At 71.0% G+C, this 13,045-nt stretch carries 9 protein-coding genes and 1 pseudogene; 5 read left to right on the top strand and 5 right to left on the bottom strand.

Features of this window, described 5'->3' with window-relative positions:
• Positions 1-240 precede the first annotated feature (240 nt).
• From M2266_RS00180 to M2266_RS00190, 3 genes and pseudogenes are all read left to right on the top strand, one after another.
• Positions 241-1,695, top strand: a complete 1,455-nt coding sequence (locus tag M2266_RS00180; protein ID WP_277436200.1) for a basic amino acid/polyamine antiporter — start codon at positions 241-243, stop codon at positions 1,693-1,695.
• A 46-nt stretch (positions 1,696-1,741) separates the two neighbouring features.
• Positions 1,742-2,989, top strand: a complete 1,248-nt coding sequence (locus tag M2266_RS00185; RefSeq protein WP_277436201.1) for an arginine deiminase — start codon at positions 1,742-1,744, stop codon at positions 2,987-2,989.
• Between the two features lie 151 nt (positions 2,990-3,140).
• A pseudogene (locus M2266_RS00190) lies at positions 3,141-3,278 on the top strand (dehydrogenase); the annotation flags it as partial.
• 36 nt (positions 3,279-3,314) lie between these two features.
• Here the strand turns inward: M2266_RS00190 and M2266_RS00195 are convergent.
• Both M2266_RS00195 and M2266_RS00200 read right to left on the bottom strand, forming a co-directional pair.
• Positions 3,315-4,094, bottom strand: coding sequence for a hypothetical protein (locus tag M2266_RS00195; protein WP_277436202.1), 780 nt, complete (start codon positions 4,092-4,094; stop codon positions 3,315-3,317).
• On the bottom strand, positions 4,091-4,675 hold the full coding sequence (locus M2266_RS00200) for a sigma factor-like helix-turn-helix DNA-binding protein (protein WP_277436203.1): 585 nt from the start codon (positions 4,673-4,675) through the stop codon (positions 4,091-4,093). The genes M2266_RS00195 and M2266_RS00200 overlap by 4 nt, the downstream gene beginning before the upstream one ends.
• A gap of 363 nt (positions 4,676-5,038) precedes the next feature.
• Between M2266_RS00200 and M2266_RS00205 the strand changes: the two genes are divergently transcribed.
• Positions 5,039-5,854 carry an SAM-dependent methyltransferase gene (locus tag M2266_RS00205; protein WP_277436204.1) on the top strand — a complete coding sequence of 272 codons (816 nt, stop codon included), beginning with the start codon at positions 5,039-5,041 and terminating at the stop codon, positions 5,852-5,854.
• A gap of 90 nt (positions 5,855-5,944) precedes the next feature.
• Entirely contained in the window at positions 5,945-6,952 is a 1,008-nt protein-coding gene (locus M2266_RS00210; RefSeq protein ID WP_346780857.1) for a YdcF family protein, read from the top strand.
• Between the two features lie 44 nt (positions 6,953-6,996).
• On the opposite strand, the gene M2266_RS00215 is transcribed toward M2266_RS00210, so the two are convergent.
• The 3 genes from M2266_RS00215 to rox all read right to left on the bottom strand — a co-directional run bounded on the left by M2266_RS00215 (position 6,997) and on the right by rox (position 12,996).
• Positions 6,997-8,001 carry a hypothetical protein gene (locus M2266_RS00215; RefSeq protein WP_277436205.1) on the bottom strand — a complete coding sequence of 335 codons (1,005 nt, stop codon included), beginning with the start codon at positions 7,999-8,001 and terminating at the stop codon, positions 6,997-6,999.
• Positions 8,002-8,006: 5 nt separating this feature from the next.
• On the bottom strand, positions 8,007-11,450 hold the full coding sequence (locus M2266_RS00220) for a DNA polymerase III subunit alpha (protein WP_277436206.1): 3,444 nt from the start codon (positions 11,448-11,450) through the stop codon (positions 8,007-8,009).
• 94 nt (positions 11,451-11,544) lie between these two features.
• On the bottom strand, positions 11,545-12,996 hold the full coding sequence (gene rox, locus M2266_RS00225; protein WP_277436207.1) for a rifampin monooxygenase: 1,452 nt from the start codon (positions 12,994-12,996) through the stop codon (positions 11,545-11,547).
• Between the last annotated feature and the right edge of the window lie 49 nt (positions 12,997-13,045).

A 13,045-nucleotide genomic window follows, 5' to 3' on the forward strand; every position in this document is an offset into this window, starting at 1 on the left:
GCGCTCGCCGCCCCTCGCGACGTCTCCATGTCCGAACAACACCATATGCGCCATATGTAGTTAATCGCAGGTTACATTCTCGTCCAGTGGATGGGTGAGGCGCCGTAGTCGATCCCCCTCGTGGAACGGGGCGGGCATGCGGGACGAAGATCGTGCCGGATGCGAGCGAGAGCGCGTCAGAGGCTTGAGCCGGCCCGTCGTCAGTCGCCCGCACGCCGAGCTCCGTCGACGAGGGAAGTCATGAGCCACGTGGAAACCACCGCGCCCGCGCCCGCAGAGCGGCCGGCCGCCAAACTGACGCTCCTGACCCTGACCGCGATGGTGGTCGGCTCGATGGTCGGCGCCGGAGTCTTCTCCCTGCCCCGGCGCTTCGCCCAGGAGACCGGTGTCGCCGGGGCGCTCATCGCCTGGGCGATCGCGGGCACCGGCATGCTGATGCTCGCCTTCGTCTTTCAGAGCCTGGCCGTCCGCAGACCGGACCTGGACGCGGGCGTCTACGCGTACGCCAAGGCCGGGTTCGGCGAGTACCTCGGCTTCTTCTCGGCGTTCGGCTACTGGGCCAGCGCCTGCGTCGGCAATGTCACCTACTGGGTGCTGATCATGTCGACGATCGGCGCGATCTGGCCCGCGCTCGGGGACGGCGACACCGTGTTGGCCGTCGCCCTGTCCTCGGTCGGCCTGTGGGCGTTCTTCCTGTTCATCCGGCGGGGAGTCAAGGAAGCGGCGGCGATCAACAAGATCGTGACGGTCGCGAAGATCGTACCCATCCTGGTCTTCGTCGTCCTCGCGCTGTTCTTCCTCGACACGGACGTCTTCGCGGCCAACTGGGGCGGCGCCGACTACGCCGGCTCACTGTTCAACCAGGTCCGCGGAACGATGCTGGCCACCGTCTTCGTCTTCCTCGGTGTCGAGGGAGCGAGCGTCTACTCCCGGCACGCCGAACGGCGCGAGGACGTCGGCCGCGCCACCGTCCTGGGCTTCCTCAGCGTCTTCGCCGTGTTCGCCTCGGTCACCATCGTGTCCTACGGCATCATGCCGATGGCCGAGATCGCCGAGCTGCGCCAGCCGTCGATGGCCGGAGTCCTGGAGCACGCGGTCGGCACCTGGGGCGAGGTGTTCGTCAGCGTCGGACTGATCGTCTCCGTCCTGGGCGCCTACCTCGCCTGGACGCTGATGGCCGCCGAGGTGCTGTTCGTGGCCGCGAAGGACGACGACATGCCCCGGTTCCTGCGGCAGGCCACCGCGGAGGACGTACCGGTCCCGGCGCTGCTGATGACCACCGTGCTGAGTCAGGTCGTCCTGGTCATCACGATGTTCTCCGACGACGCGTTCAATTTCGCGCTCGACCTGACGAGCGCGCTGAGTCTGATCCCGTTCCTGCTCGCCGCGGCCTTCGCCGTCAAGATCGCGTTGCGGCCGGACCGGGAGCGCGTCGCCGGGCAGGTCACCCGCAGCGAACTCGTGATCGCCGCGATCGCCACGGTGTACACGGCGTTCCTGCTGTACGCCGCCGGGCTGAAGTTCGTGCTGGTCTCCTTCCTCATCTACGCACCGGCGACGTTCCTGTTCATCAAGGCCCGGCGGGAGCAGCACCGGCGCCTGTTCTCACCCGGCGAGGCCGTCATCTGCGCCGTCTCGGTCGTCGGCGCGGCCGTGGGCGTGATCGCCCTGGCGCTGGGCTGGATCGAACTGTGACCCGCACCCGACCCCCTGGTTGTCCTCGACCGAAAGGCGCAACGCGATGAGCACCGACATCACCTCCCAGCCGGGCTTCGGCGTCCATTCCGAGGTCGGCAGGCTCCGCAAGGTCCTGGTGTGCGCGCCCGGCCTGGCGCACCGCCGGCTGACTCCGACCAACGCCGAGGACCTGCTCTTCGACGACGTGATGTGGGTGGAGAACGCCCAGCGCGACCACGCCGACTTCGTCAACAAGCTGCGCGGACGCGGGGTGGAGGTCGTGGAGCTGCACGACCTGCTGGCGCAGACGATGGCGATCCCGGCGGCGCGGTCCTGGCTGCTCGACCGGAAGATCGGCGCGAATCAGGTCGGCCTGGGGCTCATCGAGCCGACGCGGGAGTTCCTGGACACGCTGGAGCCGAGCGCCCTGGTGGAGTTCCTCATCGGCGGCCTGGCGACGGCGGACCTGCCGGAGGGCTTCCGGCCGGGGTACCTCGCCCTGGCGGGCATCCGCGAGTACCTCATGCCGCCGCTGCCCAATACCCTCTACACGCGGGACACGACGTGCTGGCTCTACGGGGGTGTGACGCTCAACCCGCTGTACTGGCCGGCGCGGCACGACGAGACGCTCCTGATGAAGGCCGTCTACACCTTCCACCCCGACTACAAGGAGTCGAGGGTGTGGTGGGGCGACCCGGAGAAGGACTGGGGGCAGGCCACGTTCGAGGGCGGCGACATCATGCCGGTCGGCAACGGCGTGGTCCTCATGGGCATGAGTGAACGCACCTCCCGGCAGGCGATCACCCAGGTCGCGGCGGCACTGTTCGAGCAGGGCGCGGCGCAGCACGTCGTCGTCGCCGGCATGCCCAAACTCCGGGCGGCCATGCACCTGGACACGGTCTTCACCTTCGCGGACCGTGACATCGTCACGCTGCACCCACCCATCATGAACGCGGTCCACACGTTCTCGCTCCGGCCCAGTGACAGCGCGCCGGGAGTCGAGATCACCGACGAGCGCGATCGCCCGTTCACCGACGTCGTCGCCCGGTCCCTGGGCCTGAAGGAACTGCGCGTGATCGAGACCGCCGGTGACGCGTACGCCTCCGAGCGCCAGCAGTGGGACAGCGGCAACAACGCCGTGGCGCTGGAGCCGGGCGTGGTGTTCACCTACGACCGCAACACCCAGACCAACACCCAATTGCGCAAGGCCGGAGTGGAAGTGATCACGATCGTCGGTGCGGAACTGGGTAGGGGCCGCGGCGGCGGCCACTGCATGACCTGCCCCATCATCCGCGAGCCCGTCGACTACTGATTCCGCCGGGCACCTGAAGTGCGCACGGGTCGGAGGCCCGTCGCCACGCGGATGAGGTCGGCGACCGCGGCAGTCGGCTCTGCGTCGGCCAGGCGATCACTGGATGAACTGCGTCAGGTTCCGCACCTCAGCCCCTGGCCCCTCCGGGTAGTCCACGGATCGCAACGGGTTCAGCGGTACCCAGACCCCTGAGCAGCAGGGTGCGGTGGCCGCCATCCGCCTGGCGCTGCTGCCCGACGACGGCCCCACCGGAGGGCTCTTCGACGACGAGGGAGCCGTGCCCCGGTGATGGGGTGGCGGGCTCCCGCGGCGCCCTGCGCGGTGGTCAGCGGTTCGCCGCTCGCGCCAAGTGGCGGGGAAAGCCGCCGTGCGGCAGCGGGTAGGCGTCCGTGTCCTGATCCTCGTCGCTGTGGCTGTGGCCGTAGAGGGTGTTGATGGCGGCCTCCATGGCGGGGGGCAGGTGGGGGGAGGCCCCTTGGTGGCACTGGGTGAGCAGGGCGTGGCGCACCCGGCGGGGCAGCAGAGGAAGCGAACTGGGGGGCCGGCGCGGGACGCTCGGCCGGTCCGCGGTCTCCAACTGGTGGGTCTGGCTGCGCCACTGCTGGGCGGTGCGGTGCTGGCCCTGGTTGCGGTGGTGGAGATACAGACAGAAGGCGGCGGTGGGGTTCTCGCCACCGGCGGCGTACTGCCACCAGTACTCGGCGGCGTCGCTGTGACCGGCCAGGAAGAGCAGACAGCCGAAGACGAGCGCGCCTTCGGTCTCGGCGCCGGCCTGGTCGGCGAAGCGGGCGAGCGCGGCGGCGGCGCGGGCGTCGCTCACGACCAGGGAGACGGCCAGGTGCAGGTCGCGGGCGGCGGTCTGCCGGATGGAGTCGGCGCAGGCCGGTACGCACAGCGGCTCGCGTACGCGGTCCGCGGGGGCGTCGGACGGCGGGGGGCGGTGGTGGCGGCAGGGCTCGTGCACCGCGTCCTCGGGCTCGGCGGCGGTGTCGAGGTCGGCGTCCAGGTCGTCGACGTCGGGGTCGTCCCGGTTCGGGAAGACGTCGGTCTCCCGCAGGAGGGCCTCGATGTCCTCGCGCAGCCGGCGGGAGGCTCGTCTGGTCACGCTTCCTCCTTGAGCAGGGACGTCAGCTTGGTGGCGAGCCGGTCCTTGGCGCGCATGACGTGGGAGCGCACGGTGTCGGTGGTCGTGCCCAGGTACTCGGCGATGTCGTGGTCCTCGGCCTTGAGGACGTAGCGCAGGATGATGACGTCGCACTGCCGTTCCGGAAGCTCGGAGATGGCCGTGTACAGGCCCAGTTCGCTCTCCAGCAGGGCCCAGCCGTCCTGGAGCTCGCGTACCAGCAGCTTCCGCATCGCGGCGCGGAACGCGGCGGTGTCGGGCATGACCGGGGTGCGCCGGTGGCGCACCAGCCAGTGGTGGATGTGGTCCTTCAGCGCGGTCCACGCGTACTGCGGCACGGACTCCTGGCGCAGGACCAGATCCCAGTCCTGTGCCAGCTGGTCGTGGACCTCGCGCACCAGTCGCGCCGCCTGGTGGCCGTCGCCGACCTGCAGCAGCGCGTACCGCAGCCACAGAGTGCGGTGGTACTCGTAGAACGCGGCCAGGGTCAGGTTGGCGCGGCGCTGCGCGACCTGTTCGGAGGTGGCGCGCGCCGAGGGAGCGATGGGGTGGGGTCGGGTCATCGTGTCATCGCCTTCCATCGGCCGGCACGTCTTCGATCTCGCTCACGGGCGTCCCGTCCGCTGGCACCGCACCGTTCCGTGGATGGAGGGGCGTCGGCGGGGAGTTGATGTGCTCCCACGATCAGCAAAGCGGATCACGACCCCTGCTGTTGAAGATCGTTTCGACTATTTTTTCACACCACGTGATGAGACGGTAACGCATACATGTTCGACTGATGGACGTATTTGCGGAGGAAACCCCGCGAATCCATCGCCACAGGGCCCGGCCGGTGTGAAATTGGCCGAAGGGGGTGCTTGTAGGCTGCGCGGTCCGGGGAGGAGCCCGGGGGGCCGCCCGGTGCCCGCGCCGCGAGGGGGAACACCATGAGCATCGATCACGAGTCCGGCATCGACCTGCAACTGGACCGGCCCCACTCGGCGCGGATGTACGACTACTACCTCGGGGGCTACACCAACTTCCCCGCCGACCGCGAGGCGGCGGGCCGAGCCATCGTGGCCTTTCCCTCCGCGCTGGTCGCCGCGCGCGCCAACCGCCGCTTCATGCACCGCTCCACCCGCTACCTGGCCTCCCTGGGGCTCACCCAGTTCCTGGACATCGGCACCGGTATCCCCACCCCGCCCAACCTGCACGAGATCGCCCAAGAGACCGACCCCGCCTCCCGCGTGGTCTACGCCGACAACGACCCCATCGTGCTGGCCCACGCCGCCGCCCTGCTGCACGGCACTCCCGAAGGGCGCACGGCGTACACGCAGGCGGACGTCACCGACCCCCGGGCCCTCCTGGACTCCCTTGAGGTCAAACGGACCCTCGACCTCTCCCGACCCGTCGCCCTGAGTCTCAACGCCCTCCTGCACTTCGTCACCGACGACCAGGACGCGCACGGCATCGTCGAAACCCTCAAGAGCGAGTTGGCCCCCGGCAGCACCCTCACCCTCACCCACCTGACCGCGGACTTCGACCCCGACCCGATCGATCGCGCCCTGCAGGTCTACCGGGCCGCCGGCACCCCCGTCCAAGCGCGCACCCTCGCCGAGTTCACCGCCTTCTTCACGGACTGGACCTTCCTGGACCCCGGCATCACGTCCACCCAGCAGTGGCGACCCGATCCCGAGGACAGCCTCGGCGGAATCACCAACAACGAGACCGCCTGCTACGGGGCCATCGCCCGCAAGCCCTGAGCCCGATCCGCACGGTCGGGCGACCGACGGCACTCGACTCGCGCGCGCCCCGGCACAGGTCGGCGGATACCGCGCTCATACGATGCGATCGTGCTCCTCTCCGTCTACATCGCCTCCGTCCTCGCGTTCCTCGCCTTCGCCGTCAGCCTCCGCAAGGACCGCCGCCTGTTCCGCAACGCTGTCTTCCTCGGGCTGGGTCTCGGGCTCTTCAGTGTCGCGTTCGTGGCGTCGCTGCACGGGGCACCGATCCCCGGGACGCGCTTCGTCCTCTACCTGCTGCCGGGGCTGGTCGTGCTCGCCGGCCTCGCGCTGCCCTTCGCGCTCGTCGCCAACGGTCTGCTGATGGTCCGCAAGGAGGGACGCGGCCTGGGCAACCTGCTGTCACTGCTCGCGGGCCTGGGCATCTTCCTCCTCCTGGCGTTCCTCGCCTTCGCCGCGAGCTCCGGGTCCCGTGTGATCTTCTCCGCGGGTGTGCTGACCGTGTTCGTCGTCGCGTATGTCTCGTTCCTCTTCGTCTGCTACCTCATGTACTCCTTCCTCTACGGGCGGATCACGGTGCGCGCCGGTGTGGACTTCGTCGTCGTGCTCGGCTGCGGTCTGGCCGGTGACCAGGTCCCGCCCCTGCTCGCGTCCCGGCTGGAGCGGGCACTGGCCGCCTACGCGGCGGAGGAGCGCCACGGTGGGTCGCCCCACCTGCTGGTCTCCGGCGGGCAGGGGCCCGACGAGGGCCGCCCCGAGTCGCACGCCATGGCGGAGTACCTGGTGGCGAAGGGGGTTCCGGAAGAGCGGATCCTGCGGGAGGAGCAGTCGCGGACCACGGAGGAGAACCTGGCCTGCAGCAAGGCGTTGATGGCGGAGCGCGGCCCGGCGTACCGGTGCGTCGTGGTGACCAACAACTTCCATGCGTTCCGGGCCGCGCTGATGGCGCGACGGGCGGGCATCAACGGGCAGGTGATCGGCTCACCCACCGCCGCGTACTTCTGGCCGAGCGCGACGATCAGGGAGTTCGTGGCGATCTTCGTGGACCACCTGAAGTTGAATCTCGCGATCTGCGGCGGACTCGTCGCGCTCGGCGTGGCGGCCCTCGTCGCGACCTGAACCGGCGCAGTGGCAGTGCTCGAAGGCCTGACGCGCGACCGCCCCTACTCCCGCCGGGCGCGCGCCAGGCTCGCCGGACGTACCGCTCCCGGGCCGAAACGGGCGTTGGCGCGGTCGATGGCCGGTTCGATGGCGAGGCGGTTCTCCCGGACCTGGTCCAGGCTCAGTTGCTGCGCCGCGTCGTGGGCGGGGCGCAGTTGCTCGGCGCGCACGCTGAGGGATCGGACCCGGGCCCGCTGCAGACCCAGCGCGGTGTACAGCGCGTAGACGGTGGCGCGGACGTCATCCCCGTGCGCCGAGGCTTCGGGCAGTGACCGGGTCCTGGTGGTGGTCGAACGGTCGGCGTAGCGGACGGTGAGGGACAGGGCGCCGGTGATCTGCGCCTGGGAGCGCAGACGGGAGCCGAGCTGGTCGCTGAGGTCGAGCAGGACGCGCCGGTGCCGCCCGGGGTCGAGCTCGTCGCGGTCGAAGTGGTGGTCGGCGGAGACGGAGCGGGCGACGGGCTGCGGGGTGACGGGGCGGGGGTCTCGGCCGTGGGCGAGGTCGTGCAGGGCCCGCCCCGTGGTCGCTCCCAGGAGCCGCTGGGTCGTGAGCAACGGCGCGTCGGCGAGGTCCCCGATACGGTGCAGGCCGTGCCGGACCAGCGTCTTCGCGGTGGCCGGTCCGACGCCGGGCAGGGCGCCGACGGGTTGCGGGCGCAGGAACGCGGCGACGTCGTGCGGGTCGTGGCCGATGACGGTGATGCCGCCCGGCGCCGTCACCGCGGCGGCCATGCCGGCCAGCAGCCGGTTGCCCGCGACGGCCAGCGTCACCTGCACCCCGTGCAGCGCCACGACCCGCATCCGGATCAGTTCGGCGAGGTCCCGGGGGGATCGGTCGAAATACCGCAGCGCACCGCTGAGGTCCATCTGCGCGCCGTCGGGTTCCAGCGCCTGGACGCGCGGGCTGATGCCCTGCAGGACTTCCAGGAGCTGCTGGTACAGCGCGGGGTCGTCGCGGGTCTCGCCGTGGAAGTGCGCGTGCAGGATGTGGCGCTGCGCCGGTTGCATGAGGGTCACCCCGCACTTCCGGGGCTGATGTGACCGAGCTTGGCGAGGTTCGCGGAGCGGGTGCCGGCAGGCTGCAGGTCGGCCCACGGGTGCAGGACGGCGCCGGTGGTTCCGTTGGCGAGTGCGCGCCGCGGCGGCTGGGCGGGGGTGGGCCCGGGGACGGCTGTGTCGCCCAGGAGGCGCACGACGGCCTCGGGTCCGTGGTCGCGGCGGGCGGTGGCGAGCGCTTCGAGGTCCCAGACGCGGCTGCCGACCACCGTGCGGCGCGGTCCGCGGCGCTGGACGGTGCCGCGGACCAGGAGCAGTCCGCTGTGGAAGACGGTGTGGGCGCAGGCGGCGTGGGAGTCCTCGAAGAAGGCCAGGTCGACAAGGCCGGAGCCGTCTTCGAGGGTGACGAAGATGATGCGCTTGCCCGACGCGATGGGCGGGGTCTGCGTCGAGGCGCGCACCCCGGCGACCAGGACGGTCTGCCCGGACTCGAAGGCCTCCAGGTGGGCGGCGTCGGTGGCGCCGACCTCGCGCAGGAGCCGGTGGTGGTGCTCCATGAGGTGCTGGCTGACGTCGATGCTCAACGTCTCCAGTTCCGCGCCCAGCGCTTCGCGGCCGGTCATCTCCGGCAGGCCGCTGGGGGCGGAGCCGGCGCTGATGTCCTGCAGCGGCAGCTGACCGTCGCCCTGGCGGCCGCGGGCGTGGGCGTGGAGTTCGGCGATCTGCAGGAGCAGGTCCCGGCGGGTCAGCGACCCGCGCAGGGCGTCCAGGGCGCCGACCTCCGCGAGGCGTTCCGCGGTGGGGCGGTCGGGGCGGCCGCGCTGCCACAGATCCTGCAGCGAGGTGTAGGGCTGGGCGTCCACCAGGCGGCCGACCTGGTCCTCGCTGATGCCCTTGACCGCGGAGAACGCCAGCCGTACACCCCAGGTGCCGTCGTCGGTCTTCTCCACGGTGTGAGTGGCCCGGGAGTGGTTGACGTCGACGCCCAGGACGGGCACGTCGTGGCGCCGGGCGTCCGCGACGATCACCCGCTTGGGCCACATCCCCGGGTCGTGTTCGAGGAGACCGGCCACCAGGAAGGCCGGGAAGTGCGCTTTCAGCCAGGCCGACTGCAGGGCGGGTACGGCGAAGGCGACCGCGTGCGCCCGGCAGAAGCCGAACGAGCCGAACCCCTCGATGATCCTCCACACCTCCTCCCGGACCTCGGGGGTGTAGCCGCGGGCGGCGGCCTCCCGGTGGAACCACTCCCGCAGTTTCGGCAGGCGGTTCCTGTCGCCCAGGGCGCGGCGGCCGACTTCGCCCATGGCACGGTCGCAGCCGGTGAGGGTCGCGAGCATGTCGATGATCTGCTCGTGCCAGATCGTCACCCCGTAGGTGTCGGCGAGGACCGGTTCGAGGTCGGGGTGCGGGTAGACGGGGGCGGCGCCGTGGCGGGCGGCGATGTACTGGGCGGGCATCCCGCCGGCGACCGGTCCCGGACGGAAGAGGCTGATGTCGGCGATGACGTCCTGCGGGTCCCTGGGCTGCAGTCGGGCCAGCAGATCCTGCTGGCCGGGGCTCTCCAGCTGGAACATGCCGATGGTGTCGGAGGCCTGGATCAGCTTGAAGGCGAAGAAGTCGTCCAGCGGCACCTGCCGGTGGTCGTCGAGGTCGATGCTCTGCCCGGTGACGCGCTGGATCTCGGTGACGGCGTGCGCCATCGCGGACTGCATCCGCACCCCCAGCACATCCAGTTTGATCAGCCCGAGGTCCTCGACGTCCTCCTTGTCGGCCTGCACCATCGGGTAGCCGCCCGGGGTGGGCTGCACCGGCAGCCGGTCCAGCAGGGTGGTGTTGCTGACGATGACGCCGCACGGGTGCATCGCCATCCCGCGGGGCAGCGCGTCCAGGCCTTCGGCGAGTTCCCACAGCGGTCCGAACCGGTCCGCCGCCGCGGCCAGGTCCCGCAGTTCCGGCAGCTCGGCCAGGGCCGAGGTGATGTCGCAGGCCCGGATGTGCGGGAACGACTTCGCGATGCGGTCCACCGTGTGCGGCGCGATGCCCAGGGCCATACCGGTGTCGCGCAGGGCGTGGCGGGCCCGGTAGGTCTCGGGCATGCCGGTGACCGCGACACGCTCCGTGCCGAAGCGTTCGATGATCCGGTCGTAGACCTCCAGGCGGCGGGCGGACTCCACGTCGATGTCGATGTCGGGCAGTGAGTTCCGCCGGGGGTTGAGGAAGCGCTCGAAGAGCAGGTGGTGTTCCAGCGGGTTGGCGGTGGCGATGTACAGGGCGTGGTTGACCATGGAGCCGGCGCCCGAGCCACGGGCGGCCACCCGGATCCCCATCTCCCGCACGTCGGCCACGACGGCCGCCACGGTGAGAAAGTACGTGTCGTACTGCATGCGGGCGATGACCTCGAGCTCCTCCTCCAATCTCTGTACCGCAGCCGCGTCACGGTCCAGACCCCGTCGGATCATGCCCGCCTCACAACGCTTCCGCAGCAACGCCGCCGCCTCACCCGGACCCGGGCCGGCGCCAACGACCGCAGATTCGGGAAAGTGCGGGGTGCCCAGCCCCAGGTCGGCCACCGGGTCGACGCGGCACCGCTCCGCCGTGCGGTCGGTCTCCGCCAGCAGCCGCCGCGCGCGCTCCGTCCCGGCACCCGCCGCCTCGGTGACGCGGTCGGCGACCGTGGACATCGCCGTCGGGTCCTTCAGCCAGCGCTCGCCGGTGTCGAGGCGGCGCCGGTCGATGGGGCGCAGCAGCCGGGCGGCGTCCAGGACGTCGGCGAGGCGGTGCTGCTCGCGGTCGGCGTAGCGGACCGCGTTGGTCAGCACGGCCGGGACGCCGAGCCGGTCGGCCAGGGCCAGGGTGCGGCCGGCCAGCCGCAGGGAGCCGGGGCCGGTGCCCTGCAGGCCGAACCACGCCACCTCCATCCGCAGGTTGTCACCGGCCAGGTCGCGCCATGGGGTGAGGAGCTGTCCTGCCAGGTCCTCACGGCCGGCGCTCAGGGCGCGGACGGGTTCGGAGACCGGGCCCAGCAGGACCGTCAGCCCCTCCCCCGCGTACTGGGCCAAGGCCGCCCAGGACACCACCGGCACACCCGCGACCGGATCGGTGTACGCGGTGGACACCAGGCGGCACAGCCGGGCCCATCCGTCGGCGTGCTGCGCCAGCAGCGTCACCCGCAGTGGTGCCTCCACCACGTGGGCGCCGCCGCGCACCGGAGTGCGGGAACGGGTCGCGGTGGGTGCGTGGCGGTGGGGCGCGACGGCGATGTCGACACCGAGGATCGGGCGGACGCCGTGGGTCGCGCAGGACTTGGCGAACCGTACGATCCCGGTGACTGTGTCACGGTCGGTGAGCGCGAGTGCACCCATGCCTCGTTCCGCCGCACGGCGCACCAACTGGTCGACGTGCGCGGCGCCGTAGCGGGCCGAATAGCCGGACATGGCGTGGAGGTGCGTAAACGATGGCATCGGCACCTCCACTCACAGTCCACGCGTCCTCCCCCACCGGATCTCCTCCGTCGCTCTTCCACCATAACCCGAGATCCGTACATTTGTTCGATAGCTACTGTGCGTCACCATCATGGCCACCAGCGGCAGCGCCGAACCACCGCGGCAGCCGGCCGAGCAGCTCCTGCTGGTCGGCACCGACCCACGCCACGTGCCCGTCCGGCCGCAACAGCACCGCGGGAGCGTCCGGTTCCTCGCTGACGTCGACGACATGGTCGACCCGGTCCTCCCAGCCCGCCACCGAGAGCCGGCCGGTCCGGTCGAGCAGCAGCCCGCGACCGCCGTGCATCAGCTCGTAGAGGCGCCCGCGCCGCAGCGCCACGTCCCGCATCCGCCGGCCGAGCAGTTCATGGCCCTCGCCGAAGTCGTAGCGGACGTCGACAGCGGTGATCATCCCGGTGACGTAGCGGTTCACCTCCTCGAAGTCCATCAGCTTCGAGAACAGCCCCCGCAGCGCGGTCGGACCCGGTTCGGCTCCCAACAGGGTTATCTGCGCACGGGTGTTGTCCAGCACACGGGCGCCCACCGGATGCCGTTCGACGTGGTAGCTGTCGAGCAGCCCCTCCGGCGCCCAGCCCTTCACCGTGGCGGCCAGCTTCCAGCCGAGGTTGAACGCGTCCTGCACACCGAGGTTGAGCCCCTGTCCACCGGTCGGCGGGTGGATGTGCGCCGCGTCGCCTGCCAGCAGCACCCGGCCGACCCGGTAGCGCTCGACCTGCCGGGTGGCATCGCCGAACCGGGACAGCCAACGCGGCGAGTGCACACCGAAGTCGGTGCCGGCCACCGTCCGCAGCCGCCGCCTGAACTCCTCCAAGGTCGGCGCGGCCGTACGGTCCTCGGCCACCCCGTCGGCCGGCACGACAACGCGCCACGCCCCGTTCTCGCTCGGGACGACACCGAATCGCAACTGGGTCCTGCGGACCTCCTCGACGACGGCGGCGACCGCCGCCGGATCCTCGCTGATCTCCATCTCCCCCAGCAGCGTCTCGACCGTCGCGGGCTCGCCGGGAAAGCCGACCCCCAGCCGCTTGCGCACCACGCTGCGGCCGCCGTCGCACCCGACGAGGTAACGCGAGCGCAGCTCCGTGCCCCCGCTCGCCGACCGGACGGTCACCCCTTCCTCGTCCTGGCTCAACCCGACCACTTCGCAGCCGCGCCGGATGTCGGCACCGAGTTCGAGTGCCCACGCGTGGAGCAACCGCTCGGTGACCGGTTGCGGCGTGGCGAGACCGTACGGGTGTGCCGTGTCCAACCGGTCCGGCCACGGTGTGACGATGCCGCCGAAGAGACCGCCGACCCGGAACCTCTCACTCACCGCCGAGAACCGGTCCAGCAGGCCGCGCTGGTCCATCACCTCGACGCTGCGCGCGTGCAGTCCCTGCCCGCGGGACTCCCCGGTCGGCCCGGTCAGCTTCTCCAGCACGACCACCCGCACACCGTGCAACCGCAACTCGCCGGCCAGCATCAACCCGGTCGGTCCAGCGCCGACCACGATCACGTCAATCATCGCAACACCCGTTCAACAGGATCGGAATCGGTCCGGCCGCTCCCCGCGA

This window comes from Streptomyces sp. SPB162, assembly GCF_029504575.1.
Taxonomy (GTDB): Bacteria; Actinomycetota; Actinomycetes; order Streptomycetales; family Streptomycetaceae; genus Actinacidiphila.

What these genes read in the sequence shown, in the direction of transcription:
- M2266_RS00180 (WP_277436200.1), top strand. Translation starts at nt 241, where the DNA reads ATGAGCCACGTGGAAACCACCGCGCCCGCGCCCGCAGAGCGGCCGGCC.
- M2266_RS00185 (WP_277436201.1), top strand. Translation starts at nt 1,742, where the DNA reads ATGAGCACCGACATCACCTCCCAGCCGGGCTTCGGCGTCCATTCCGAG.
- M2266_RS00200 (WP_277436203.1), bottom strand. Translation starts at nt 4,675, where the DNA reads ATGACCCGACCCCACCCCATCGCTCCCTCGGCGCGCGCCACCTCCGAA.
- M2266_RS00205 (WP_277436204.1), top strand. Translation starts at nt 5,039, where the DNA reads ATGAGCATCGATCACGAGTCCGGCATCGACCTGCAACTGGACCGGCCC.
- M2266_RS00215 (WP_277436205.1), bottom strand. Translation starts at nt 8,001, where the DNA reads ATGCAACCGGCGCAGCGCCACATCCTGCACGCGCACTTCCACGGCGAG.
- M2266_RS00220 (WP_277436206.1), bottom strand. Translation starts at nt 11,450, where the DNA reads ATGCCATCGTTTACGCACCTCCACGCCATGTCCGGCTATTCGGCCCGC.
- rox (WP_277436207.1), bottom strand. Translation starts at nt 12,996, where the DNA reads ATGATTGACGTGATCGTGGTCGGCGCTGGACCGACCGGGTTGATGCTG.